Source organism: Caballeronia temeraria (assembly GCF_001544795.2).
Taxonomy (GTDB): Bacteria; Pseudomonadota; Gammaproteobacteria; order Burkholderiales; family Burkholderiaceae; genus Caballeronia; species Caballeronia temeraria.
The window spans coordinates 104,634-128,132 of the sequence record NZ_FCOI02000014.1 but is presented as its reverse complement, the minus strand read 5'-3'; the positions used below and the strand labels follow the sequence as shown (position 1 = coordinate 128,132).

25 protein-coding genes are annotated in these 23,499 nt (G+C 64.3%); 13 read left to right on the top strand and 12 right to left on the bottom strand.

Annotated elements, in window-relative coordinates; translation table 11 throughout:
• The first annotated feature begins 31 nt into the window (after positions 1–31).
• From rplS to AWB76_RS20920, 3 genes are all read left to right on the top strand, one after another.
• On the top strand, positions 32–418 hold the full coding sequence (gene rplS / locus AWB76_RS20930) for a 50S ribosomal protein L19 (RefSeq protein WP_061162046.1): 387 nt from the start codon (positions 32–34) through the stop codon (positions 416–418).
• A 148-nt stretch (positions 419–566) separates the two neighbouring features.
• Positions 567–1,226, top strand: a complete 660-nt coding sequence (locus AWB76_RS20925; protein ID WP_061162045.1) for a CoA pyrophosphatase — start codon at positions 567–569, stop codon at positions 1,224–1,226.
• Between the two features lie 120 nt (positions 1,227–1,346).
• Positions 1,347–2,285 carry a CobD/CbiB family protein gene (locus AWB76_RS20920; protein WP_061162044.1) on the top strand — a complete coding sequence of 313 codons (939 nt, stop codon included), beginning with the start codon at positions 1,347–1,349 and terminating at the stop codon, positions 2,283–2,285.
• On the opposite strand, the gene AWB76_RS20915 is transcribed toward AWB76_RS20920, so the two are convergent.
• Genes AWB76_RS20915 through AWB76_RS20905 form a run of 3 tightly spaced genes read right to left on the bottom strand, consistent with a single transcriptional unit; the run spans position 2,286 to position 4,797 of the window.
• Positions 2,286–2,609 carry a putative signal transducing protein gene (locus AWB76_RS20915; RefSeq protein WP_035503235.1) on the bottom strand — a complete coding sequence of 108 codons (324 nt, stop codon included), beginning with the start codon at positions 2,607–2,609 and terminating at the stop codon, positions 2,286–2,288.
• Positions 2,606–3,532, bottom strand: a complete 927-nt coding sequence (gene rsgA, locus AWB76_RS20910; protein ID WP_061162043.1) for a ribosome small subunit-dependent GTPase A — start codon at positions 3,530–3,532, stop codon at positions 2,606–2,608. The genes AWB76_RS20915 and rsgA overlap by 4 nt, the downstream gene beginning before the upstream one ends.
• Positions 3,529–4,797 carry a M48 family metallopeptidase gene (locus AWB76_RS20905; RefSeq protein ID WP_061162042.1) on the bottom strand — a complete coding sequence of 423 codons (1,269 nt, stop codon included), beginning with the start codon at positions 4,795–4,797 and terminating at the stop codon, positions 3,529–3,531. The genes rsgA and AWB76_RS20905 overlap by 4 nt, the downstream gene beginning before the upstream one ends.
• A 103-nt stretch (positions 4,798–4,900) precedes the next feature.
• Between AWB76_RS20905 and orn the strand changes: the two genes are divergently transcribed.
• Positions 4,901–5,509 (top strand): oligoribonuclease, encoded by a 609-nt coding sequence (gene orn, locus AWB76_RS20900; RefSeq protein ID WP_061162041.1) that lies wholly within the window; start codon positions 4,901–4,903, stop codon positions 5,507–5,509.
• Here orn and mog read toward each other — a convergent pair.
• Both mog and yjgA read right to left on the bottom strand, forming a co-directional pair.
• A complete protein-coding gene (gene mog / locus AWB76_RS20895; protein WP_061162040.1) occupies positions 5,506–6,117 on the bottom strand; it encodes a molybdopterin adenylyltransferase in 612 nt (203 codons plus the stop codon). The two genes, orn and mog, sit on opposite strands and share 4 nt — an antisense overlap.
• On the bottom strand, positions 6,101–6,712 hold the full coding sequence (gene yjgA / locus AWB76_RS20890; protein WP_061162109.1) for a ribosome biogenesis factor YjgA: 612 nt from the start codon (positions 6,710–6,712) through the stop codon (positions 6,101–6,103). Before yjgA ends, mog begins: the two co-directional genes overlap by 17 nt.
• Before the next feature lie 215 nt (positions 6,713–6,927).
• Between yjgA and pmbA the strand changes: the two genes are divergently transcribed.
• Positions 6,928–8,298: a metalloprotease PmbA gene (gene pmbA, locus AWB76_RS20885; protein WP_061162039.1), complete on the top strand. Its 1,371-nt coding sequence runs from the start codon at positions 6,928–6,930 to the stop codon at positions 8,296–8,298.
• Between the two features lie 77 nt (positions 8,299–8,375).
• Here the strand turns inward: pmbA and AWB76_RS20880 are convergent, their stop codons facing one another.
• The gene (locus tag AWB76_RS20880; protein ID WP_061162038.1) at positions 8,376–8,873 is read right to left on the bottom strand and encodes a dihydrofolate reductase; all 498 of its coding nucleotides are present in this window, start codon (positions 8,871–8,873) and stop codon (positions 8,376–8,378) included.
• A 959-nt stretch (positions 8,874–9,832) separates the two neighbouring features.
• On the opposite strand from AWB76_RS20880, the gene AWB76_RS20870 reads away from it, so the two are divergent.
• Positions 9,833–11,212, top strand: coding sequence for a sigma-54 dependent transcriptional regulator (locus AWB76_RS20870; protein ID WP_061136331.1), 1,380 nt, complete (start codon positions 9,833–9,835; stop codon positions 11,210–11,212).
• Positions 11,213–11,362: 150 nt separating this feature from the next.
• On the top strand, positions 11,363–12,334 hold the full coding sequence (locus tag AWB76_RS20865) for a thymidylate synthase (protein WP_061162036.1): 972 nt from the start codon (positions 11,363–11,365) through the stop codon (positions 12,332–12,334).
• A gap of 68 nt (positions 12,335–12,402) precedes the next feature.
• Here the strand turns inward: AWB76_RS20865 and AWB76_RS20860 are convergent, their stop codons facing one another.
• A complete protein-coding gene (locus tag AWB76_RS20860) occupies positions 12,403–14,502 on the bottom strand; it encodes a DUF6600 domain-containing protein (RefSeq protein ID WP_061162035.1) in 2,100 nt (699 codons plus the stop codon).
• Positions 14,503–14,637: 135 nt separating this feature from the next.
• A complete protein-coding gene (locus AWB76_RS20855) occupies positions 14,638–15,387 on the bottom strand; it encodes an ArsR/SmtB family transcription factor (RefSeq protein WP_061162034.1) in 750 nt (249 codons plus the stop codon).
• Between the two features lie 147 nt (positions 15,388–15,534).
• Here AWB76_RS20855 and AWB76_RS41650 point away from each other — a divergent pair, with 147 nt between their 5' ends.
• The 4 genes from AWB76_RS41650 (at position 15,535) to AWB76_RS20840 (ending at position 16,997) form a co-directional block, all read left to right on the top strand.
• Positions 15,535–15,675 (top strand): hypothetical protein, encoded by a 141-nt coding sequence (locus AWB76_RS41650; RefSeq protein WP_167357772.1) that lies wholly within the window; start codon positions 15,535–15,537, stop codon positions 15,673–15,675.
• 51 nt (positions 15,676–15,726) lie between these two features.
• On the top strand, positions 15,727–16,248 hold the full coding sequence (locus tag AWB76_RS20850; RefSeq protein WP_033537097.1) for an acyl-CoA thioesterase: 522 nt from the start codon (positions 15,727–15,729) through the stop codon (positions 16,246–16,248).
• Between the two features lie 69 nt (positions 16,249–16,317).
• Positions 16,318–16,572: a type II toxin-antitoxin system Phd/YefM family antitoxin gene (locus AWB76_RS20845; protein ID WP_061162033.1), complete on the top strand. Its 255-nt coding sequence runs from the start codon at positions 16,318–16,320 to the stop codon at positions 16,570–16,572.
• Positions 16,569–16,997, top strand: a complete 429-nt coding sequence (locus AWB76_RS20840) for a type II toxin-antitoxin system VapC family toxin (protein WP_208606593.1) — start codon at positions 16,569–16,571, stop codon at positions 16,995–16,997. The genes AWB76_RS20845 and AWB76_RS20840 overlap by 4 nt, the downstream gene beginning before the upstream one ends.
• 42 nt (positions 16,998–17,039) lie before the next feature.
• On the opposite strand, the gene fumC is transcribed toward AWB76_RS20840, so the two are convergent.
• From fumC to AWB76_RS20820, 4 genes are all read right to left on the bottom strand, one after another.
• Complete coding sequence (fumC, locus tag AWB76_RS20835; RefSeq protein ID WP_208606592.1) at positions 17,040–18,446, bottom strand: class II fumarate hydratase; 1,407 nt, start codon at positions 18,444–18,446, stop codon at positions 17,040–17,042.
• A gap of 26 nt (positions 18,447–18,472) precedes the next feature.
• Positions 18,473–20,098 carry a phospholipase D family protein gene (locus tag AWB76_RS20830; RefSeq protein ID WP_061162032.1) on the bottom strand — a complete coding sequence of 542 codons (1,626 nt, stop codon included), beginning with the start codon at positions 20,096–20,098 and terminating at the stop codon, positions 18,473–18,475.
• Between the two features lie 356 nt (positions 20,099–20,454).
• Positions 20,455–21,903, bottom strand: a complete 1,449-nt coding sequence (locus AWB76_RS20825; RefSeq protein WP_061162031.1) for an MATE family efflux transporter — start codon at positions 21,901–21,903, stop codon at positions 20,455–20,457.
• A gap of 238 nt (positions 21,904–22,141) precedes the next feature.
• On the bottom strand, positions 22,142–22,363 hold the full coding sequence (locus AWB76_RS20820) for an RNA-binding S4 domain-containing protein (RefSeq protein ID WP_061162030.1): 222 nt from the start codon (positions 22,361–22,363) through the stop codon (positions 22,142–22,144).
• A gap of 307 nt (positions 22,364–22,670) precedes the next feature.
• Between AWB76_RS20820 and AWB76_RS20815 the strand changes: the two genes are divergently transcribed.
• Complete coding sequence (locus AWB76_RS20815) at positions 22,671–23,111, top strand: hypothetical protein (protein ID WP_061162029.1); 441 nt, start codon at positions 22,671–22,673, stop codon at positions 23,109–23,111.
• Between the two features lie 63 nt (positions 23,112–23,174).
• Positions 23,175–23,432 carry a hypothetical protein gene (locus tag AWB76_RS20810; protein WP_082864477.1) on the top strand — a complete coding sequence of 86 codons (258 nt, stop codon included), beginning with the start codon at positions 23,175–23,177 and terminating at the stop codon, positions 23,430–23,432.
• The last annotated feature ends 67 nt before the right edge of the window (positions 23,433–23,499 follow it).

Below are 23,499 nucleotides of genomic sequence, written 5' to 3'. Positions count from 1 at the left end.
AACTCCGGCAAGATGGCACAAGGAGTCAGTAATGAATCTGATTGAGCAACTCGAGAAGGAAGAGATCGCACGCGTTCTGGGCGAGAAGAGCATCCCCGACTTCGCGCCGGGCGATACCGTCGTCGTCAACGTGAACGTGGTCGAAGGCACGCGTAAGCGTGTCCAGGCTTACGAAGGCGTCGTCATCGCCAAGCGTAACCGTGGCCTGAACTCGAACTTCATCGTTCGCAAGATCTCGTCGGGCGAAGGCGTCGAGCGTACGTTCCAGACCTACTCGCCGCTGCTCGCGAGCATCGTCGTGAAGCGTCGTGGTGATGTCCGCCGCGCGAAGCTCTACTACCTGCGCGAGCGTTCGGGCAAGTCGGCTCGAATCAAGGAAAAGCTGGTGTTCAAGGACAAGACTGCTTCCGCAGAATAAGTCCCTGGCCAGACGCAGTACGGAAAAAGCACCCCTCGCGGGTGCTTTTTTCTTTGGTGTGTTCAAATTGAGACTTCCACAGCACCGTAGCCGACTCGTGTCCACCACTGGAAAGACTTCGACTCCCCGCATCCTCGAACCCGAAAAGATGCCCGTCTTCTCGACGGGTGAGACACTCCCGCCCGTTCCGCCCGAGCGCCTCACGCCGGACGGCTTGCGCGCGCGTTTCGCGATGAATCTCGACTGGACGCAGGAAGAGCGCGAGCAGCGCATCAAGGCGATCGGCGGCGATCCGCGCGTGGCGTCGGTGCTGGTGCCGCTCGTCGTGCGCGAAGGCGGGTTGACCGTGCTGCTGACGCAGCGTGCCGATCATCTGTCCGATCACGCCGGCCAGATCAGCTTTCCAGGCGGCCGCCGCGAGCCCGAAGACACCGATGCCGCCGCCACCGCGCTGCGCGAAGCCTACGAAGAAGTGGCGCTCGGCGCGGAGCATTGCGAGGTCATCGGCGCGATGCCGGAATATCTGACGGGCACAGGTTTCAAAGTGACGCCGGTCGTCGCGCTGGTGAATCCGCCTTTCACGCTGAAGGCCGATACCCGCGAAGTCGCCGACATTTTCGAAGTGCCGCTCGCATGGCTCATGAATCCCGCGAACCATGAAGTGCGCGTGTTTCGCTGGGAAGGCGGCGAGCGTCGTTTTTTTGCCATGCCGTATTCCCCGGGCGAAGGCAAGGCTCCTTATTTCATCTGGGGCGCAACGGCTGGCATGTTGCGCAATTTTTATCGCTTCCTCGTGGCTCGCGCGTAACGGCGCGGAAAGTCCGCGCCCTTGTTGCGCGTCGCGCAATTACTTGGCGCGTTAAACGCGTCGGGCGCTGTGCTATCGTTACGCGAAACTCGAACTAATCCGACTGTTTCGGCGCTTCGCATGACTTTTTTCTCCGTATTGCTGGCTCTCGTCATTGAGCAAATGCGCGCGTTATCGCCGCACAATCCGATTTCGGCGTTGCTTCAATATCATGCGGAATCCACCGCGCACGGTTTCGATGCCGGCAAGGAAAAGCACGGCATCGTCGCGTGGCTCGTGGTCGTGTTGCCGTGGACGCTCTTCGTCGGACTGGTCTACTACGTCCTGTATCGCATCAACTTCGTTCTGGCGTTTCTGTGGAACGTGGTGATCGTGTACTTCACGCTCGGCTTCCGTCAGTTCAGCCACTATTTCACCGATATCCACCTCGCGCTCAACAACGACGACGTTCCCCGCGCGCGCGAAGTGCTGACAGAATGGACCGGCCTGGACACGGTCGACATGCCCGTCAGCGAAATCGTGCGGCATACGCTCGTTCACGCGGTGGTCGCGTCGCATCGGCATGTGTTCGGCGTGTTCTTCTGGTTCCTGATTCCGATCGGCCCGGCGGGCGCGGTGCTCTATCGCATCGCGGAATATCTCGCGCGTGCGTGGTCGAAGCCGAATCCGGAGCGCACGAAGGAGTTTTCGTCGTTCGCGCAGCGCGCGTTCTTCATCATCGACTGGGTGCCAGCGCGGCTGACGGCGCTCGGCTTTGCGATCGTCGGCAATTTCGAGGATGCGATCTACGCGTGGCGCAATCACGCGCGCCAATGGCCCGATGCGAACGAAGGCGTGTTGCTCGCGGCGGGCAGCGGTGCGCTGGGCGCGCGTCTCGCCGGGCCGCTCGCCGAGCCGCTTTCGGTCGAAGCGCTCGCCGTCGGCGATGCGAGTCCGCTGCCCGTCGGCGACGACTGCACGCCGCGCACGTTGCAATCGGCGGTCGGCCTCGTGTGGCGCGCGGTCATCCTGTGGATGTTGCTGCTGCTGATGCTGACCATCGCCGTGTGGCTGGCGTAATCAGTCGTCGAGCGGATCGCGCGCCGTCTGGCAATTCCAGCACACGGTGAACTGCGGTTCGAGCCACTCGCCGCAATGCTTGCATCTCCAGGGCCGGGCGTTCGCGTCCGGCCCTTTTCTTGCGCGCTCAAGTAAGCGCAGGGCCAGCGCTTCGTCGCGATCGTCGACGATCCATATTTCCGGCGCGCACTGATCGGCGGGAATTTCGCCCATCGCGCCATTCAGATACCGGTTGTGCAACTCGCACGGCACGCCCGCCGTCGCCAGCACGTTCACCCAATGCTGCGCCGTGATGAGATTGGGAGCGCGCGTGAGCCGCTTCATCGAACGATCTGGCTGGCTTCGTGAACGAGTTGTGCGTAGAGCGCGTGGCGCTCGGGACGGATCTTTCCGGCTTCCACGGCTTCCAGCACCGCGCAGCCCGGCTCGTGCAGATGATGGCAGTTGTAGAAGCGGCAATGTCCGAGATAAGGCCGGAAATCGGCAAAGGCGCGTTCGAGCTGCCCTTCCGAAAGATGGTGCAGGCCGAACTCCTGAAAACCCGGCGAATCGATCAGCGAGCCGCCGCCGGGCAGGTTGTAAAGACGCGTGAACGTGGTCGTGTGCCGGCCGCTGTTGAGCGCCGATGAAATCTCGCGCGTGGCGGCGTCGGCGTCGGGGACGAGCAGGTTCACGAGCGTCGATTTGCCCATGCCCGACTGCCCGAGCAGGATCGTCGAGCGGTCTTTGAGGCGCGCGTCGAGTTGCGGATGGACATCGCCGGGCGCCATCTTCGCCGACAGCTCGATCACCGTGTAGCCGAGTTCGCGATACGGCGCGAGACGCTCGCGCGCGAGCGGCAGCGCGCCTTCGACGTCGATCTTGTTGAGCACGATCAGCGATTCCAGCCCGTGCGCTTCAGCCGCGATCAACGCGCGCCCGAGCAGGTCTTCGCTGAAATGCGGCTCGGTGGCGAGCACGATCAGCAGTTGATCGAGGTTCGCCGCGAAGAGCTTCGACTTGAACTGATCCGATCGATAAAGCAGATTGCGCCGCTCGCCGATCTCGACGATCACGCCCTGATCCGCCGACGACCGCTCGTAGATCACGCGATCGCCGACCGCCACTTCGCTCTTCTTGCCGCGCGGGAAGCACTGGAGCATCGCGCCGCCGTCTTCGGGCGTGACGAGATAGTGCCGCCCGTGAGCGGCGATCACCGTGCCTTCGAGCCGCGCGCCCGCGCCTGAACGTCCGGAACCGCGCGTCATGCGGCGTGCTGCATCAGGCGGTCGATGCGCTGCGAGGCGGGCGGATGCGAGTAGTAGAACGCGGTGTAGATCGGATCGGGCGTGAGCGTCGACGCGTTGTCCTCGTAGAGCTTCACGAGCGCGTTCACGAGATCCTTCGGATCGGTCTGGCTGGCGGCGAAGGCATCGGCTTCGAACTCGTTTTTGCGCGACGTGAGGCTGCCGAGCGGCGTGATGAAGAACATGAACACCGGCAGCACGAGCATGAAGAGCACGAGCGCAAGCCCGTTGTTGCTGCCGACGAGCGACGGCCGCACGCCCAGGCCTTCGTAGAACCATGTGGTCTGGATGAGCCAGCCGAGCAGCGCGAGCATGACGAGGCTGATGCCGAACATGACGATCATCAGCTTCAGCACGTGACGGCGCTTGAAGTGCCCGAGTTCGTGCGCGAGCACCGCTTCGATTTCGCTGCCGGACAGACGCGCGAGCAGCGTGTCGAAGAACACGATGCGTTTCGTCGCGCCAAAGCCGGTGAAATACGCGTTGCCGTGCGCCGAGCGGCGGCTGCCGTCCATCACGAACAGGCCTTTGGCCGCGAAGCCGGTGCGCGACATCAGATTCGTGATGCGCGCGACGAGCGCCTCGTCCTTGAGCGGCTCGAACTTGTTGAAGAGCGGGGCGATGAAGGTCGGATAGATGACCATCGCGAGGAGCTGGAAGGCGACCCACACCATCCACGTCCACAGCCACCAGAACGTGCCGGCGCGGTCCATCAGCCAGAGCGTGAGCAGCAGCAGCGGCGCGCCGATCACGATGGCGATACCGGTGCCCTTCACCAGATCGGCGAAAAAGAGCTTCTTCGACATGCGATTGAAACCGAACTTCTCTTCGATCACGAAATGACGGATGTAGTCGAACGGCAAGTCGATGATGCTCGTGATCGCCACCACCGACGCCACCAGCGCGATCTGCCCGAGATAGCCGCGGCCGAGCCAGTCCGAAATGGCGAGATCGAGCGCCTGGACGCCACCGAGCAGCGTCAGCGCGACGAGCACGACCGCGCTCGTGACGACTTCGATCATGGTGAGGCGCGTGCGCTCGACGGTGTAGTCCGCGGCGCGCTGATGCGCGGTGAGCGGGATCGTGCCGCTGAACTGCGCGGGCACGCCGTTGCGGTGCGCGGCGACGTAGCGGATCTGCCGCGACGCGAGCCACAGCTTGGTCGAGACCATCGCGACGAGGGCGACGACGAAGATCGTCGAGAAGGCGAGAGTGAAGTTGGCCATCCGGGAATTCCGATTGAACTATGCGAGAATTATAGGTTCTAGGCCGTGCCGGCGCGCTCAGAAACTGTGCGGCATGGCTTTCCCCTCTCTCAGGCCGCTTTTCATGACCGACATCTCCGCCACTCCCGAATCAGACGAAAACACACTCGTGCGCAGCGACATGAACCTCGTGTGGCTCGACATGGAGATGACCGGACTCGATCCGGACAACGATCGCATCATCGAGATCGCAGTGGTCGTCACGAATTCGACGCTCGACAAGATGGTGGAAGGGCCGGTTCTGGCGATTCATCAGACGGACGAAGCGCTCGGCCGCATGGACGAGTGGAATCGCAACACGCACGGCCGCTCCGGGCTGACCGAGCGCGTGAAGGTCTCGACGGTCGACGAAGCCGAAGCCACGCGCCAGATTCGCGATTTTCTCGGCCAGTACGTGCCGCCGGGCAAGTCGCCGATGTGCGGCAACTCGATCTGCCAGGACCGCCGCTTCATGGCGCGCTGGATGCCCGAGCTGGAAACGTTCTTTCACTACCGCAACCTGGACGTCAGCACGTTGAAGGAACTGTGCCGCCGCTGGCAGCCGGCGATCTACAAGGGCTTCCAGAAACGCGCGATGCATACGGCGCTCGCCGATATCCACGAGTCCATCGACGAACTGAAGTACTACCGTCAGCATTTCCTGATTCCGGCTGCGCCCGCCGCCGCGTCTTAATTCTTCGGCGGACGGATCGCGCTTTTAGGACGGAACGCGGCGACCACGTCGGGCCGCGTTTCGATATACGGCCCGCCGATCAGATCGATGCAATACGGCACGGCCGCGAAAATGCCCGGCACTTTCGGCTTGCCGTCCGCGTCCTTCAATCCTTCGAGCGTTTCGCGGATCGACTTCGGCTGCCCCGGCAGATTGATGATCAGCGCGGCGTGATCGTCCGTTTCGCGAATCACCGCGACTTGCCGCGAAAGAATTGCCGTCGGCACGAAATTCAGGCTGATCTGGCGCATTTGTTCGCCGAAGCCGGGCATCGGCTTCGTGGCGACGGCGAGCGTGGCCTCGGGCGTCACGTCGCGGCGCGAAGGGCCGGTTCCGCCCGTCGTCAGCACGAGATCGCAGCCGTGCGTATCGACGAGTTCGACGAGCGTCGCCGAAATGGTCGCGGCGTCGTCCTGGATGAGCCGCGTCTCGGTTTTGAACGGTGTCGTGAGCGCCTCGCCGAGCCATGCTTCGAGCGACGGCAAGCCCTTGTCCTCGTACACGCCGGACGACGCGCGATCGCTGATCGACACGAGTCCGACGATCAGCTCGTCACGCGTGGTCGTCATCGCGATCGTCCTCGTCGTCTTCGATCTCGTCGTCGTTTTCGGGGCCCGCCGCGTTCTTGATCCACTGGAACAGTTCGCGGTAATAGCGCGGCGGCTTCTGCTGCTCGCGCTCCTTGCGCGCGTTGCGGATCAGCGTGCGGCCTTCCTGCGGATCGACGCCCGGGTGCGTGCGGATGAATTCGGTGAGCGCGGCGTCGTCGGCGAGCAGTTGTTCGCGCGTGCGCTCGATCCAGTGCAGGCGCGCGGTTTCGCCCTTGTTCACGCCGCGATACGTGTCGAGCGCCGTGCGCAGCGCCGCGATCTCTTCCTCGTTCAGCGAGCGCATCAGCTTGCCGACGTACTGCAACTGACGGCGCTTGCCTTCGTGATCGGTGATGCGGCGGGCCTCGCGCACGGCGTCGCCGAGATCGTCGGGCATCGGCATGCGTTTGAGCGCGTCTTTCGGCAGTGCGATGAGCGCTTCGCCCAGCTCCTGCAGCGCGTGCATTTCGCGCTTGAGCTGGGATTTGCTCGGACGGTCGTAGCCGTTTTCGTCGGCCTCGCGAGCGTCGTCGCGGCCGGAATCGATCGGTTGAATGCGGGTTTTACGGTTCATCCCGACATTGTAGCTCGCGGCCGCATCGCTTTTGCCGCCGCGCGCCGGGCGCTGCGACAAAGCTTGGCGGGTGAATGCACGCCGTCCTTGCTATGATCGCGTGATACACCGGTCCCGCCGTCCGATGCGTGTCGATGAGCGACATCGGCCGGGAATCCCGAAGCAATCACGACATGCACGGGCGCGACACGCCCGACTTCCAAAGGCAACCCAACATGGCAGCAGACATGGACGTCAAGCAACGCTACTTCCCGCATACGCAGGACGAACTGAAGGAGATCGCCTCCGACATCCTGCGCTACGCGAAGGAACTCGGTGCGAGCGATGCCGCCACCGAGATCTCCGAAGGCGACGGCCTGTCGGTGAGCGTGCGGCGCGGCGAAGTGGAGACCATCGAGCACAATCGCGACAAGATGGTCGGCGTGACAGTGTTCATCGGCAAGAAGCGCGGCAACGCGAGCACCGCGGACTTCACGCGCGACGCGTTGCGCGACACGGTGGCCGCCGCGTACAACATCGCGCGCTTCACGGCGGAAGACAGCGCGGCGGGCCTTGCCGAAGCCGAATTGCTCGAACAGTCGCCGCAGGATCTCGATCTCTATCATCCGTGGGACATCGACGCCGAAGAAGCGGCCGACATCGCGCGCCGCGCCGAAGCCGCCGCGTTCGCCGTCGACAAGCGCGTGACCAACTCGGAAGGCGCGAGCGTGTCCGCGCAGCATTCGCAGTTCGTGCTCGCGACCTCGCGCGGCTTCATGGCGGGCTATCCGTACTCGCGTCACTACATCGCGTGTGCCCCGATCGCGGCAGCCGGCCGCGACATGCAGCGCGACGACTGGTACACGTCCAGGCGCGATGCATCGGCGCTGGCCGCGCCCGAAGCGGTCGGGCGCTACGCGGCGGAACGAGCGCTCGCGCGGCTGAACGCAAGAAGCCTCGACACGCGCAAGTGCCGCGTGCTGTTCGAGGCGCCGCTCGCGGCGGGCATTCTCGGCGCGTTCGTGCAATCGGTGAGCGGCGGCGCGCTCTATCGGAAGACCACGTTTCTCGTCGACAGCCTGGGCAAGCCGGTGTTCGCGCCGCATATCCAGATCGTCGAAGATCCGCACGTGAAGGGCGGCATGGGCAGCGCGCCGTTCGACGAAGAAGGCGTGCGCACGCAGCGCCGCAGCGTGGTCGAAGATGGCGTGGTGCAGGGTTATTTCCTGTCGACGTATTCGGCGCGCAAGCTCGGCATGCAGACGACCGGCAACGCGGGCGGCTCGCACAATCTGACGATGACGAGCACGCACACGAAACCCGAAGACGACTTCGAAGCCATGCTCAAGAAGCTCGGCACCGGGCTTCTGCTCACCGAACTGATGGGGCAGGGCGTGAACTACGTGACGGGCGACTATTCGCGCGGCGCGTCGGGTTTCTGGGTCGAGAACGGCAAGATCGTGCATGCCGTGGAGGAAATCACGGTGGCGAGCACGCTGCAGGAGATGTTCCGCCACATCGAGGCAATCGGCGCGGATACCGTCGTGCGCGGCACGAAGGAAATCGGCTCGGTGCTGATCGAGCGGATGACGGTCGCGGGCCAGTAAGCCACGCGCATCCGTCGAAAAGACAAAGGCTCCGGAGCGCATCCGGAGCCTTTTTTTATTCCAGCTTCATTCCGGCTTTATTCCGACGGCGCGATGCGCTCGTAAGTCACGAACGCGAACGCGAAATCGTTCGGCGCGGCCGCCCGATGCGTCTCGCGCGACACTTCGCGCCACAGTTCCGGATCGGGCGCGGGAAAGCGCGTGTCGCCGTCGAAATCGGCGTCGATCTCGGTGACGATCAGCTTGTCCGCCCGCGCGATGGCGTCCTGATACAACTGCGCGCCGCCGATCAGAAACGCTTCCTTCGCGGGCTCGAGCGTGAGCGCCGCTTCGATGCTCGTCACGACATCGCAGCCTTCGTAGCGCCGTGCGCCGTCGCGCGACACGACGATATTGCGCCGCCCGGGCAGCGGCCGGCCGATCGATTCATGCGTCTTGCGGCCCATGATGATGGGCGCGCCCATCGTCGTGCGCTTGAAGAAGGCGAGATCTTCGGGCAGGCGCCAGGGCAATTGGTTGTCGCGTCCGATCACGCCATTGCGCGCGCGGGCGACGATCAGGGTCAGCATCGTCATGAGAAGGGAGGTCGGGAAACTGGCGCGCGCGGGCCGCGCCGCCGGGGTTTCGATTCTAACCGACGCCTTCGCCTCGCCCGGCGCTTCGCGCGCCGCGGCGGCTCACGACTCCGGCGACTCGTCCGCGAGCGGCGTCGTCGTGTGCAAGGGGACAGGCGTGACCTCGTCCCAGAGCGTGACGCTGACTCCGGAACCGGTTCGGCGATTCTCCGGCAGACGCGTCTCGTCGAGTTCGTCCGCGTTCTCTCCGGTTTGCCGCGCGCAGCCTGTTTCGTTGCGCCTTATTGAACTATCGCGTGCCATCGTAACGACATAACCCAAAGGTAATTATTCCTCGGAGCGGAATTGTCCGGAAATAAAGTAATCGTCCGATCGGTACGAACGATTAAGCAGAGGTTGAAAGGAACAAATATGAACGCTCGTTCGGTAGAAATATCGTTTACCTTCCGAGGCCGTCACAAATCGAGCGAATTACGTGCCATCGGCCGCAAAGCCTTGTCGCACATGGAGCCGCGAAAATGCTGCGAACCGCGATGCGAAATTCCGTATGAAAACGTTTCACCGCTGAAACATGAAGGCAGAAAAACATGAAGTCGTCGCGAAATCGGTATAAGATTTTGTCTTATTAAATTGTGCGCAAAGATTTTAATAATCGTGTGAGAAATTCTTGACAAGCCCGTCCTGTCAGGGTTTTGTGGCTAATCCGGCGTCTCTCGCGATATTTGTTTTCGGGGTTTCTGGGTTATAGTAGTCTCTCGAAAACGGCGCAGAATCAGAAATAAAGGGTTTCGTGGAAGGGTGCTTGGTGTATCACGCCGTGTCCCGGGGGCAACGTATCGAGTGGCAAGTCTCTCTCCTGACGTTTGCGAGAATCGTGAGAGAGCGAGGAAGTCTGCGATGTAGGGCGAGCCTTGAACTACGTGACCTTTTCAACGAATGTTGAACAAAGGATCTGAATAATGGACGTCGCTCGGCGGCAACTCATCTATGTGACTCGCGATCCAAGCGAGACGCTGTGCGCGCGATTCGAGGAGCGCGGGTGGCATATCGAAATCGTCGCGAGCGCGCGCGACACACGCAAGGCGCTGCGCAGCGATCTGGCGACCGGCGGGCTGCTGGATCTGTCGAGTCATTTCGAATCTCATGAACTGGCGGCGTTCGAATCGTCGCTGACGATGACCAACGTGGGCTGGGTCGCGGCCACGGTGGCCGGTCAACTGGAAGACGCTGCCGTGCGGCGGCTGATTCGCGACTATTGTTTCGATTACGTGACGCTGCCGACCTCGAACGACCGGATCGTCGATTCGGTCGGTCATGCGTACGGCATGGTTTCGCTGCACGACGCCGCGTCGAACGATGCGCGCAGCGAAGGCCGCGCCGAGGGTGAGATGGTCGGTTCCTGCGACGCGATGCTCGCGCTCTTCCGCTCGATCCGCAAAGTCGCGATGACCGACGCGCCCGTGTTCATCTCGGGCGAATCGGGCACCGGCAAGGAGCTGACGGCGGTCGCCATCCACGAGCGTTCCGCGCGTCGCGATCAGCCGTTCGTCGCCATCAATTGCGGCGCGATTCCCGCGCATTTGCTGCAATCGGAGCTTTTCGGCTACGAACGCGGCGCATTTACCGGTGCGAATCAGCGCAAGATCGGCCGCGTCGAAGCAGCCAATGGCGGCACGCTGTTCCTCGATGAAATCGGCGATCTGCCGCTCGAAAGCCAGGCGAGCCTGCTGCGCTTCCTGCAGGAGCGCAAGGTGGAGCGCCTGGGCGGCCACGGCTCGACGCCGGTGGACGTGCGCATCATCTCGGCGACGCACGTCGACATGCAGACCGCGATGATCGAAGGGCGGTTCCGCGCGGACTTGTACCATCGTCTGTGCGTGCTGCAGATCGACGAGCCGCCGCTGCGCGCGCGCGGCAAGGACATCGAGCTGCTCGCGAAGCACATGCTCGACCGCTTCAAGAAGGACGCGAGCCGGCGTCTGCGCGGCTTCTCGCCCGATGCGATCGCGGCCATCCACAACTACGGCTGGCCCGGCAACGTGCGCGAGCTGATCAACCGCGTGCGACGGGCGATCGTGATGTCGGAAGGGCGTCAGATCACGGCGCGCGATCTCGAACTCGGCGAGTATGTCGAAGTCGCGCCGGTGTCGCTCGCGCAGGCGCGCGAGGCGGCCGAGCGGCAGGCGATCGAACTTGCGCTGCTGCGTCATCGCGGGCGTCTGGGCGATGCGGCGCACGAACTGGGCATCTCGCGCGTGACGTTGTATCGGCTTTTGAGCGCGCACGGGATGCGTCACATCGAGGTCGATGCGCCCTCGGAGCACGCCACGCGCGGCTGACCGCGAAGTGACCGGCATTCATCGGACGGGCGCCATAAGGCGCCCGTTTTTTCGTGCCGTTGCTCTAAGCGCCGGTATCCATCGCTTGGTAAAATCTTGCGTTTACGCCTTCCGTTCGCGAGGGCGCGCAGCGATTCCAGGGAACATCGAATGAAACAGTATCTCGAGCTCGTCCAGACGATCCTCGATACCGGCACTTGGCAGGAGAACCGCACGGGCATTCGGACGATCAGCATGCCCGGCGCGATGCTGCGGTTCGACTTGCAGCAGGGCTTCCCGGCCGTGACCACGAAAAAACTCGCGTTCAAGTCGGCGATCGGCGAACTGGTGGGCTTTTTGCGTGCGTCGAAGAGCGCGGCGGATTTTCGCGCGCTCGGCTGCAAGGTCTGGGACGCCAACGCGAACGAGAATCCGCAATGGCTCGAGAACCCGTACCGGCAAGGACCGGACGATCTCGGCGATGTCTACGGCGTGCAGTGGCGCAAATGGCCCGCGTACAAGCTCGTCGATGCCTGCGCGGGCGATCAGATCGCCGACGCCACGAATCGCGGCTTCCAGCTCGTGACGAGCTTCGTCGAAAACGGGCGCGAGCAGGTGCTGCTGTACAAGGCGATCGATCAGTTGCGTCAGTGTCTCGACACGATCATCGAGCGCCCGACCGATCGGCGCATCCTGTTTCATGCATGGAATCCGGCGAAACTCGATGAGATCGCGTTGCCCGCGTGCCATCTGCTGTATCAGTTCATCCCGAACGCGGTGACGCGAGAGATTTCGCTCTGTCTGTACATTCGCAGCAATGATGTCGGGCTCGGCACGCCGTTCAATCTGACCGAAGGCGCGGCGCTGCTGCATCTCGTCGGGCGGCTGACGGGCTTCAAGCCGCGCTGGTTCACGTATTTCATCGGCGATGCGCATATCTACGAGAATCAGCTCGACATGCTGCACGAGCAACTGAAGCGCGAGCCGCTGCCGTCGCCGCAGTTGATCATCTCGGATCGCGTGCCGGATTACGCGGTAACAAAGCGCTACGAGCCGGAATGGCTGGAGAAGATCGAGCCGACGGATTTCGCGCTCGAAGGCTACAAGCATCACGATCCGCTTACGGCGCCGATGGCGGTCTGAGAACCCGCGGTCGCAGGTTCGCATGCAAAAAACGCGCGGCTTAGGCCGCGCGTTTTGCATTGTGCGTCTCAACCGCGATGATGCTCGTTGTTGTTGTTGCCGCCGCCATGCTGCTGCTGCGGTTGCTGGGCTTGGGGCTGAGGCTGAGGGTGCTGCTCCTGATGCTGCATCTGCGGCGGCGCCTGATGCACTTCCTGATGCATCGGCGGACGTGGCGGCTCCTGATGGATCTGCGGCCGCTGCGCTTCCTGCTGCGGGCGAGGCTGTGGCATCTCATGACGCGGCTCCGCGCGCGGCGGCTGACGATAGGCTTCCGTCGGCGGCTGATGCTGCGGCGCGTGACCGGGCTGCGGCTGCATCGATTGCATCGCTTGCATCGGCATGGCGGGTGCGCCGTGCTCGGCGTGCGGCGCGTTCCCCCAGTGTTGCGGCTGCGCCGCCATCGATGGCTGTCCTTGCTGCGGCGGTCTGCCGGGCTGAAACGCGTGCTGCGGCGCGCGGGCTTCGTTCGGAACAGCATGTCCGCGCGATAAATCGCTGCCGCCGAATTGCGGAGCCTGCGGCGGACGCGGAACGCCGTTGCCATGCGCCTGCATGGGCTGCCCATGAGCGGGGACGGGCGCGGACGGCGCGCCGCCCGCGATCACCGAACGCGCCGGACCATGCGTCGCCACGAGATGCACCGGTTCGTTGCGCGGGCCGTATCCGTGCGCATCGTGTTCCTGCTGCGCGACGAACCGGTCATGAAAAGCCGGCGGCGCGACCGGCGCGCGCGTCGCGACCACCGGACGTCCGAATCCGCCCTGCGGCGGCCGGTAATCCGCGCGTCGCGCAGCGGGCGCGAAACTGTCGCGCGTCGGCGTGATGCCCGGCGCACCCGCGAAGAAGCGCGGATTGCGCCAGCGCGACGGATCGACCGCATACGGCTGACGCCCGACCGGCTGACCATGCACGAACGTGTTCGTCGGCACGGCGGTCAGTCCGCGCGGCACGCGGTAGTTGACGAACGTGTTGTGCACATAGACGTTGCGGTTCACGCGTTCGTAGTAGCGCGGACTCCAGCCGTCGTGATGCGGACGCCACGCGTCGCCCGGCCCGAGCGGAAACCACGCGACGCCTGCCGCCGCGATCCCGCCGACCGTCAGCGCGACGTTCCAGTCGACGCCGCCGCCGCCATCGCCGACGAATGCGACGAGCGCAGGCGAATACGCGGGCGGCGCGCTCGCTTGCATCGGACCGGGCACCCACGCCCATTGCGAGCCGATGTACGCCCAGCGGCCATAGTGATACGGCGCGAAGCCCCAGGGCGCGTCGTCGATCCAGGTCCATCCCCACGGCTCCTGCCACGCCCAGTGTCCCTGCCGATACGGCGCCCAGTCGGCGGAAACGGCATTCGGCACCCAGACCGCGCCGTACGACGGATCGGTGCGCCACGTGCCGTTGGCGTCGAGATCCTGATAGCCGGGAACATCGCGCGATACATAACGCGCCGAAACCGAGCGATCCTCGGACGCGTCGCGGCTCGCGGCCCATTGATCGAACGCGTCCGGCGCGGGCGCGGCGTTCGCCGCTGTTTGTTGCAGATTCGTGCCCTCGAACGTCATCTGCTGACCGCCCGCGAGTTGCACCGCGCCGCCGTCGCCGTATGCGGTGACGCCGCCGCTTCGCACCGTCACGGTCGTCGCGCGGCCATCGGGCGCGACGTCCACGCGCACGTCGCCGGGCGTCGTGATCGCGAGCGCGGTATTGGGCGTGTCGATTTCATAGCGCGTGCCGGGCGCAAGCTCGCGCACGCGCGTCGACAGCGTGCCCTGGGCGATTTTGAGCTGCGCGGTGTTGTCGTCGAGCGCGAGCACCGAAAGCGCCGTCGATGAACCGAGCCGCACCGCCGTCGAACCGATATGCAGCTCGGAGCGCGCGTTTTCGTCGTTCCAGAGCTGGTCGCCCGTCGTGAGCGGACGATTGATCTGCGCGTAGGACCAGTCGGACGCGCCCGCCGGTTCGGTCGTCACCGTGCCCGCCATGTAATTCAGACGCGCGATGCGCCCGGGCGGATCGCCTTGTTCCGACTGCGCCGCCACATTGGGCGGCGTCTGCGCAAGCGCATTCAGCCCCGATGCCGCTAGCGCCGCGCACAACGTGGCGGTCGCGATGGTCCTGATTTTCATCGTCTTCTCCGACGGCCGCGCGCGCGTCTCCGTTCGACGCTGTAGGTCCGCGAGGCCTGCCGGATCAATGTATCGCCCGCGCCTGTATCCGTACGATGCCGTTTGTAACGGCGCGCAGGCGCGCGTAACAAAGCTTTATCGCGCGGACAGGAAATCCTCGAAATGCCGATGTCCCGCCGGCGTCACGCGCAACACGCGGCGTTTGGCCGTGTGCTCGATCCAGCCGCGCGACTCGCACGCTTCGAGAAAAGCCGCGCCGAGCGCGCCGCCCAGATGCGGCCGGCGCTCGCTCCAGTCGATGCACGTGCACGCGAAGCGCCGCCGCCGCGCGCGCTGCGCCTTCAGATCGATGCCGAGTTCGGCGAAGGCGTGCGCGCCTTCCGGTGTCGCGTCGAGGGTGGCGGGCCCGTGTGCCTGTTCGTCGAGATCGGCGGCGGCGAGCCAGTTGCGCGCGATCATCCCGTCGAAGAGCTGCACGGCGAGCTCGCCCGCGAGATGGTCGTAGCAGGTGCGCGCGAAACGCATCTCCACCGGCACGGCGGACGGCGGGCGTTCCGGCGCGCGCTGCGGCGCGCTCGCCCGCGCGAGATTGGCGAGCGCCTCGATGGCCGCGGCAATATCCGGCGTCGCGATCCGGTAGTACCGATGCCGTCCGCTCACTTCGAGCGCGAGCAGTCCGCCTTCGGTCAGCCGGGCGAGATGCCCGCTCGCCGCCGATGGCGACAGCCCCGCGATCATCGTCAGTTCGCCGGCGGGGCGCGCGGTGCCGTCCATCAGCGACCAGAGCATGGCGGCGCGGCCCGGATCGGCGATCAGCGCGCCGATACGCGACAGTCCGGGAAAATGGCGCACGCGGGAATCGGCGTCGTCGAAAGCGGGGTTCATGGCTGTGTCCCTCTTAAGCGAAGTAAGGCGATTCACCCACTCTAGCGCGATCACGCAACCGACGTTTCACCGCGCGCCGAAATGTCGATGCACGAAGCGCGGCGCTAGAATGACCGCTGGCATTCCGAAGCAGCAAGGGAGATTCACATGTCCAGATTCATTCTCGCGAGCGTGTTGGGCGCGCTCATGCTCTGTGCGGGCTGCGCGGGCGGGCCGTCGTCATCGGCGGGGGGCGGCAGCATCACGATGTACGGCACGATCGATCAGGGCATTACCGTCCACGATTGAATATTGCCGACCCTATAATCGGCATTCATTTCCGCATCAGACGGGCTTCCCATGAATACGCCGACCTCATCTCCCATTCCCGCCGTCCCCAAAAGCCGCGCCGAAACCACCTTCCGCTTTCTCGCCGAACCGACCTCGGTGAACTTCGGCGGCAAGGTGCACGGCGGCGCGTTGATGAAATGGATCGACGAAACCGCCTACGCCTGCGCCGCGATGTGGTCCGGCCGCTACGCGGTCACGGTGAGCGTGGGCAACATCCGCTTCCGTCGGCCGATTCTCGTCGGCAATCTGGTCGAGTTGCGCGCCCGTGTCGTGACGACGGGGCGCACCAGCATGCACATCCACATTTCCGTGCACGCGGGCGATCCGAAAGTCGGCGAGCTTCAGCAGACGACCGATTGCCTGATGGTCTTCGTCGCCGTCGATGAAAAAGGCCAGCCGACACCCGTGCCGGCCTTCGTCCCGGAAACGGAAGAAGAGAAACGCCTCGCGAAATACGCGATGGACGTGAAGGACGCGCTCGATGCGATCGTCGAGCTGAAGCCGGAAGAGGTGGCGGCGGGGAAGGTCTGAAAAAGCGGCGTCAAGTGGAAAACCTCTCTCGAAGGTAGTAACATTACTACATTAGAGGGAGGGTTCGTCATGACCATCACAACTTTGTCCAGCCGCGAATTGAATCAGGACGTGACGCGTGCAAAGAAGGCAACCAAAAACGGTCCCGTGTTCATCACGGACCGCGGCAAGCCGGCTCACGTGCTGTTGAGCATCGAGGAGTATCAGCGCCTCGCCGGCAACAAGCGAAGCCTGGTCGATGCGCTTTCGATGCCGGGCCTGGCCGATATCGACGTCGAATTCCCGCGTTCGCGCGCGCTTCCCAAGGAAGCCGACTTCGAATGATGTATCTGCTCGACACCAACGTGATCTCGGAACTGCGCAAGGCAGGCGACGGTAAAGCCGATGCAAACGTCACGCGCTGGGTCTCCGGCGAAGACGCGGCGAATTTCTATATTTCAGCCGTGACGCTGTTCGAACTGGAACTCGGCATTCTTCGCATGGAGCGGCGCGACGCCGAACAGGGGGAACGCCTTCGCACGTGGATACGCACCCGCGTCGTTCCCGAATTCGCGGATCGGACCTTGCCGCTCGATTCGAGCGTGGCGCAGCGTTGCGCCCGGTTGCATGTGCCCGATCCGCGTCCTGAGCGGGATGCGTACATCGCCGCTACGGCGCTCGTTCACGGCATGACCATCGTCACACGGAACGTGGCGGACTTCGCTCCGTGCGGCATCAGCGTGATCAATCCGTGGGAGATCTCGTCGTAAGACCTCCCAACGCCTGAAGCGGTTTGAGAGTGCGCGGGAACGTCACTTCTTCCCCACCATGTCCCCCGGCTTGACCCATTCATCGAACTGCTGCTCGGTCACATACCCGAGCGCGAGCGCGGCGGCCTTCAGCGTCGTGCCTTCCTTGTGCGCCTTCTTCGCGATCTGCGCGGCCTTGTCATAGCCGATGTGCGGATTCAGCGCCGTCACGAGCATCAGCGATTCGTTGAGCAGACTCTCGATGCGCTTCTCGTTCGGCTCGATGCCCACCGCGCAGTTGTCGTTGAAGCTCTGCGCGCCGTCCGCGAGCAGACGGATCGATTGCAGCACGTTGTGCGCGATCATCGGCCGGAAGACGTTCAGCTCGAAGTTGCCGCTCGCGCCGCCGAAATTCACCGCGACGTCGTTGCCGAACACCTGGCAGCAGAGCATCGTCACGGCTTCGGATTGCGTCGGATTGACCTTGCCCGGCATGATCGAGCTGCCCGGCTCGTTCTCCGGAATCGACAGCTCGCCAAGGCCGCAGCGCGGTCCGCTCGCGAGCCAGCGGATATCGTTCGCGATCTTCATCAGGCTCGCGGCGACCGTCTTCAACGCGCCGTGCGCGGCGACGAGCGCATCGGCGGCGGCCATCACCTCGAACTTGTTCGGCGCGGTCTCGAAGGGCAGGCCTGTGAGCTTGCCGATCGCCTGCGCGACCTTCGCCGCGAACTCCGGATGCGCGTTCAGTCCCGTGCCGACCGCCGTGCCGCCCTGCGCGAGCTGATACAGATGCGGCAGCGTCGCCTCGACGTGCTTCATGCTCTGATCGAGCTGCGCGACATAACCCGAAAACTCCTGCCCGAGCGTGAGCGGCGTCGCGTCCTGCAGATGCGTGCGGCCGATCTTCACGATCGTGTCGAACGCCTTTGCCTTCTTGTCGAGCGTATCGCGCAACGTCTTCAGCGACGGAATCAGATGCTTCTTGATGGCCACCGCCGCGGCGACGTGCATCGCCGTCGGGAAAACGTCGTTCGACGACTGGCCGCGATTCACATCGTCGTTCGGATGCACGAGACGCTCCTCGCCGCGCACGCCGCCCATGATCTCGCTCGCCCGATTGGCGATCACCTCGTTGAGATTCATGTTGGTCTGCGTGCCCGAGCCGGTCTGCCACACGGCGAGCGGAAATTCATCGGGATGCTTGCCGTCGATGATTTCCTCGGCAGCCTGAACGATTGCCTTCGCCTTCTTCGAATCGAGCACCTTCAGCCCTTCGTTCACTTCGGCGGCCGCGTGCTTGATGATCGCGAGCGCCGTGATCAGCTCGGGCGACTGTTTTTCCGTCGAAATCTTGAAGTTCTGCAGCGAGCGCTGCGTCTGCGCGCCCCAAAGCTTGTCGTTCGGCACGGCGATTTCGCCGAACGTGTCCTTCTCCATCCGTACGTCGCCCTTCGCATCGTGTGACATGGCGTGAGTTCCCTTACGAAGTTGGATCAAAGCTGCTTGTCGACGGGCAGCAGCATGAAGAGGCCCGTCATCGCATTGCGATAAAAACCCGCCTCAGGATCGAAATTGTAGGTGACGAGGCTGCCGTTCTCCTCGGTCGTCCAGACGAGGCCCGACTGCGGCGCGCCCGTGCGCCGGAGCTCCTCGGTCACCGCCGCGCTCGCGAGTTGCACCTGCCAGCTGGCCTTCGGCGAGATGCCGTTCGCGAACAGTGTCGCGGCTTGCTCCGCGATCGGCTTGCTGTGGATCACGAGCGCAAGCTCGGTGTTGAGCTTCGCCGAGCGCGGATCGAGATTCATCGAGCCGATCACGAGGATACTCCGATCGATCACATACGCCTTCGCATGCAGGCTCGCGCGCGACTGCGAGCCGAACAGACCCGCGCGCGGGCTGCCCTGGCCTTCGATCTGAATCGGCTTGAATTCGTACAGTTCGACGCCGCTCTGCAACATCGGCATGCGATACGGCGCGTAACCCGCCTGCACGGCGACGGCATCGGTGGCGGCGAGCGAGTTCGTCAGCACCGCGACGCGCACGTGGCGCTTCGTGAGATCGGCGAGCGCCTTCACGCCCGCGTCGTGCGGCACGAAGTAGGGCGACAGGATCAGGAATTCGCTCTGCGCGTCCTTCAGCAAGTCGATGAGACGCTCCATCGGCGGGCTTTTGTAGTCGTCGCTCGGATGCTCGATCTTCGACGGCGAATCGACGCGGAACTCCGTCGGCGCCCACACGAGGTCCATTTCCTCGCGCGAAATCTGCTGCGCGAGCGGCGTCGCGTTGAGCGGTTTCGCGTTCAGTGGCTCGGCCTGCTGACGCCAGTGCGCGCGCAGGTCGTCGCGCGTTTTATCGAGTTCCTTCGCATCGAACTGCTGCTTGTTCAGCGCGCGCAACGGGTAGGCGAGCGTGCTGTTCCAGTAATCGTCGAAGCTCGCGGAGATCTTTTGCGTCACCGGGCCGGCGGCGAAGACGTCGAGATCGCGAAACTGCAGCGTCGGACTGGCGTTGAAGTATTCGTCGCCGAGATTGCGCCCGCCGACGATCGCGATCTGGTTGTCCGCGATCATCGCCTTGTTGTGCATGCGGCGCGTGAAGTGATCGAGATTCGTGAAGAAATTCCGCGTGCGCTCGGAGAAACTGCGTTGCGCGCTGCCGTACGGATTGAAGACGCGAATCTCGATCTTGTCGTGCGAGTTGAGCGCCGCCATGATCTGGTCGATGTCCTTGAAATTCAGGTCATCGACGAGCATGCGCACGCGCACGCCGCGATCCGCCGCGTACAGCGCCGCGCCGAGCAGCAGCTTGCCGGTGTTGTCCTCGTCGGCGATGTAGTACTGCATGTCGAGCGTCTTCGTCGCCGCGCGGGCAAGCGCGATGCGGGCCTGCAGCGCGTCGGTGCCGGTCGGCAGCAGGCGCACCGCCGATTCATCCGGATGCCGCTTCTCCAGCGGCGCGAGGGCGGTCGCGAGCGGCGTCGCGATGCTCGCGTCGAGCGCGTGGCTCGGCGGGCGATCGAATGCCGTCGCGGGCGGGCGCGTCGCGCAGGCGGCGACGAGCGTCGTCATCGTCAGGACGACGACCAAGCGCGCGGCGGCGCCGAATTTTTGCCGGCGCATGACGCGCCCCGCAACTTCCCACGATCCCCGGATTTCCGACACTTCGATTCCTCGTTCTGATTCTGATCGTCGCGACTCGGCGCGCTTCGACATTTCGCATTTTCGGCACGAATCAGCAAGGATTGTTCTCGCGCCGCATCTCGAAATTATTTTATGGGAAATCGGAAAAGGACCGAATGTCGCACTGCGCGGTGGCGTACAGGCGAAAAAAAAGCCCGCTGGGTTAGAGCGGGCCGACAACCCCTGTCACAGATGTCTCAAGGAGGAGACGGGTTCATCGTAGCAATGCGCGCCGCGCGGACCAACCAAGCATTCGTGCTATGCAAATCGGCGCGCGGCTCGTGTGCTTATCGGCGTCATACGTGGCCGTGCGGCGCGGCGCTCGCGGCATCGGCGTCGCCGGGTTGCGGCGCGACGCCTGTTTCGATGAAGCGCCGGCTGATGCGATGAAACCGCAGCGTCATCAGCGCGGCAACGCTCGCGAGTCCGGCGGCGAGTCCCCACCACAGGCCCTTTGCGCCGAGCTCGAAGTGGAACGCGAGCACATAGCCGGTCGGAAAGCCGACGCCCCAGTAGCCGAACGCGGCAGCGAGCATCGGGATGCGCGTGTCCTTCAGGCCGCGCAGGCAGCCGGAGCCGACCGTCTGCATGCCGTCGACGATCTGGAACACCGCCGCGACGCCGAGCAGCGACGCCGCGAGCGCGACGGTATGCGCGTTGGCGGGATCGTCGAGATGCAGATACAGGCCGACGATCACGCGCGGCACCGTGAGCAGCACGAGGCCCGAACACATCATGAAGCCGACGCCCAGCGCGAGCGCGACGAAGCCCGCATGGCGCGCCGCGACGGGCACGCCCGCGCCGACCCAGTAGCCGACGCGCACGTTCGCCGCCTGGCCGATCGCGAGCGGCACCATGAACGCCACCGACGCGACGTTGAGCGCGATCTGGTGCGCGGCGAGCGGCGCTTCGCCGAGCAGGCCGACCATCATGCCTGTGGCGAGAAAGAGCGTCGATTCGACGCCGTAGGTGATCGCGACCGGCCAGCCGATGCCGAAAAGCTCGCCCATCAGCGGCAGACGCGGACGCGCGCGCACGACGAAATGCTTGTAGCGCGGACGCAGATGCAGCACCGCGACGAGCGCGATCGCGATGCCCCAGACGGTGATCGTCGTCGCGGCCGCCGAGCCGAGGAAGCCTTCGCGCGGCAGGCCGTAAGCGCCGTGAATCAGGCCGTAGTTGAGAAAGCCGTTGACGAACACGCCGCCGATCGAAATCCACAGCAGCCTGCGCGCCGCGCCGATCGCCGGCAGAAACGCGCGCATCATCCCCACGCCGATGAGACTGCCCGGCGTTCCCCAGCGCAGCACCGCGCAGTATTCGCCGACGTTCTTCGCGAGCGTCGCGGGTTCGTGGAACGCGAGCAGGATCGGCTCGGCATAACTCAGCAGCACGAACGCGGGCACGGCGAGCAGCACGGAAAGCACGAGCCCCGTCCAGTAGATGTCCGGCACGCGATGATCGGCGTTCGCGCCGCGCGCGTGCGCAACCGACACGGACACGGACGTGAGCACGCCCTGCAGCAGCGTCACGACGACGAAAAAGAGATTCGCGCCGAGGCCGCCCGCGGCGAGCGCATCGGGGCCGAGCGAGCCGAGCAGGATCGTGTCGGTCACGCCCATCGCCATCTGCGAGAGCTGCGCGATCGCAAGCGGCGCGGCGAGGCGCGCCGTGTCGACGGCGTGACGCGAGAGGCTCGGCGGTCCTTGATGCGCGCGCCTGGCGCGCGTGACTTGCGGTTGCATGGCTGATCGGATCGAAACGAAAAAAGGCCGCGACGAGATGCGGCCGGACTGGAACGCGAAGGGGAAAGCGGAGCGCGACGCGCAACACGCGCTAACGGAAAACCGACGCTACAAACCCGGCGCTGAAACCAGAACGAAAGACGACTAGCTTATTGCCTCGCGCGCGGCATGTCGATGACGCGTTTGCTTATGGCGGGATTTTCTCAATCGCGCGGCGTGTGCGCGCAAGTGGATGGGATTACTCGGGCGCGCGCACGTAGATCGTCTGGCCGTCGAGCTTCACTCTTTGGCCCGCGCGGATCTTGCAGGTCTTGCGCATCTCCACCTGACCGTCGACGGTGACATCGCCCATGGCGACGCGTGCCTTTGCCGAGCCGCCGCTGTCGGCGAGGCCCATCAGCTTGAGCAGATTGTGGAGTTCGACGTAGTCGCCCGTGAGGGTGAATTGGAGTGGCGGCATGAGGCGGGCGAAGCGGAAATGCGAGGGAAGGGCTCAATGATAAACCACGCCGGGCATGCGCCGTGCTGTGGGCATCGCGAGACCGGCGAGAACGGTAATGGGAACGCAAGCGGACTGGTTGGCAAATGTAGCCAGATGAAACCGTCGGTAACAATGACTGGTTTTCGCGAACTCGCCCGGATAACCGCCGGTCCGACCGTTTGATCGATGCAGCTTCGGTCATCTTTCCAATCGACAAAAGTCGCGCGGATCGCTTGTTTCACCGTTTCAGAGCGCCGCCGACGCCAACTACAGAGAGGACTAGCTCATGACTCGCGCACGAATCCTTTTGATCGGTTCCGCCCTCGCCACGTTCGCCGCTTCGGGCGCTTATGCGCAGACGGCAACGCAATCCGCGCCGGTGCAGGCGCAGGCACAAGCGCAACCGCAACCGATGCAGCCGCAAACCATGCAGCCGATGCAGGCCCAACAGCCGATGACGCCGCCGCAACAGAATCTCGTCGCGCCCGCGCCGACCGATCCGCTCGTCCAGCGCCGCAACGCGAACGCGCAGGCGAATGCGGAATATCGCGCGTCGAAGAAGGCATCGAAGGCCGAGCTGAAGGCGCAGAACCAGCAGGCCAAGGCCCAATACAAGGAAGAGGTCCAGAACGCGAAGATCAACCGCAAGGCGGACAAGGACACCGCCAAGGCTGAACTGAACGCGGCCGAGCCGAATGCGCCGAAGGACACCGGCCTGCAGCACTGAGTGTGACGCGCCGCGAGGCCGCATCGTCGCGGCGCTCGCGGCATCGAAAAAAGGGAGAAGACCATGAATCGAAAAACCAATGCTCTGCTGGCCGCGCTGATCGCGGGAACGTTCGCGAGCGCAAGCGTGGCATCGTTCGCACAGACGACGTCCGACGCGCCGACCGCCGCCGACCAGAAGGCCGCGAAGGAACAAAGCAAGGCCGACAAGAAGGCGGCCGTCGCGCAGGCGAAGGCCGACAAGAAAAAGACCGAGGCGCAGTCCGACGCCAACGAAGCCGCCGCCGACGCGAAACTGAAGAACGCGAAGAAGGCCGACTGACGCGTGTTTCTGGCAGCGATACGAGCCCGGTTCATCGCGAACCGGGCTCGTTGCATTTAGGGCCAAA

Bases quoted from the DNA above. Each gene is read 5' to 3' on its own strand.
- AWB76_RS20850 (WP_033537097.1), top strand. From the start codon at position 15,727: ATGAATACGCCGACCTCATCTCCCATTCCCGCCGTCCCCAAAAGCCGC.
- fumC (WP_208606592.1), bottom strand. From the start codon at position 18,446: ATGTCACACGATGCGAAGGGCGACGTACGGATGGAGAAGGACACGTTC.
- AWB76_RS20825 (WP_061162031.1), bottom strand. From the start codon at position 21,903: ATGCAACCGCAAGTCACGCGCGCCAGGCGCGCGCATCAAGGACCGCCG.
- AWB76_RS20925 (WP_061162045.1), top strand. From the start codon at position 567: ATGCCCGTCTTCTCGACGGGTGAGACACTCCCGCCCGTTCCGCCCGAG.
- AWB76_RS20845 (WP_061162033.1), top strand. From the start codon at position 16,318: ATGACCATCACAACTTTGTCCAGCCGCGAATTGAATCAGGACGTGACG.
- mog (WP_061162040.1), bottom strand. From the start codon at position 6,117: ATGACGACCACGCGTGACGAGCTGATCGTCGGACTCGTGTCGATCAGC.
- AWB76_RS20840 (WP_208606593.1), top strand. From the start codon at position 16,569: ATGATGTATCTGCTCGACACCAACGTGATCTCGGAACTGCGCAAGGCA.
- AWB76_RS20905 (WP_061162042.1), bottom strand. From the start codon at position 4,797: ATGGCCAACTTCACTCTCGCCTTCTCGACGATCTTCGTCGTCGCCCTC.
- orn (WP_061162041.1), top strand. From the start codon at position 4,901: ATGACCGACATCTCCGCCACTCCCGAATCAGACGAAAACACACTCGTG.
- AWB76_RS20870 (WP_061136331.1), top strand. From the start codon at position 9,833: ATGGACGTCGCTCGGCGGCAACTCATCTATGTGACTCGCGATCCAAGC.
- AWB76_RS20830 (WP_061162032.1), bottom strand. From the start codon at position 20,098: ATGCGCCGGCAAAAATTCGGCGCCGCCGCGCGCTTGGTCGTCGTCCTG.
- rsgA (WP_061162043.1), bottom strand. From the start codon at position 3,532: ATGACGCGCGGTTCCGGACGTTCAGGCGCGGGCGCGCGGCTCGAAGGC.
- AWB76_RS20855 (WP_061162034.1), bottom strand. From the start codon at position 15,387: ATGAACCCCGCTTTCGACGACGCCGATTCCCGCGTGCGCCATTTTCCC.
- AWB76_RS20820 (WP_061162030.1), bottom strand. From the start codon at position 22,363: ATGCCGCCACTCCAATTCACCCTCACGGGCGACTACGTCGAACTCCAC.
- AWB76_RS41650 (WP_167357772.1), top strand. From the start codon at position 15,535: ATGTCCAGATTCATTCTCGCGAGCGTGTTGGGCGCGCTCATGCTCTGT.
- yjgA (WP_061162109.1), bottom strand. From the start codon at position 6,712: ATGAACCGTAAAACCCGCATTCAACCGATCGATTCCGGCCGCGACGAC.
- rplS (WP_061162046.1), top strand. From the start codon at position 32: ATGAATCTGATTGAGCAACTCGAGAAGGAAGAGATCGCACGCGTTCTG.
- AWB76_RS20810 (WP_082864477.1), top strand. From the start codon at position 23,175: ATGAATCGAAAAACCAATGCTCTGCTGGCCGCGCTGATCGCGGGAACG.
- AWB76_RS20815 (WP_061162029.1), top strand. From the start codon at position 22,671: ATGACTCGCGCACGAATCCTTTTGATCGGTTCCGCCCTCGCCACGTTC.
- AWB76_RS20865 (WP_061162036.1), top strand. From the start codon at position 11,363: ATGAAACAGTATCTCGAGCTCGTCCAGACGATCCTCGATACCGGCACT.
- AWB76_RS20860 (WP_061162035.1), bottom strand. From the start codon at position 14,502: ATGAAAATCAGGACCATCGCGACCGCCACGTTGTGCGCGGCGCTAGCG.
- AWB76_RS20920 (WP_061162044.1), top strand. From the start codon at position 1,347: ATGACTTTTTTCTCCGTATTGCTGGCTCTCGTCATTGAGCAAATGCGC.
- AWB76_RS20915 (WP_035503235.1), bottom strand. From the start codon at position 2,609: ATGAAGCGGCTCACGCGCGCTCCCAATCTCATCACGGCGCAGCATTGG.
- pmbA (WP_061162039.1), top strand. From the start codon at position 6,928: ATGGCAGCAGACATGGACGTCAAGCAACGCTACTTCCCGCATACGCAG.
- AWB76_RS20880 (WP_061162038.1), bottom strand. From the start codon at position 8,873: ATGACGATGCTGACCCTGATCGTCGCCCGCGCGCGCAATGGCGTGATC.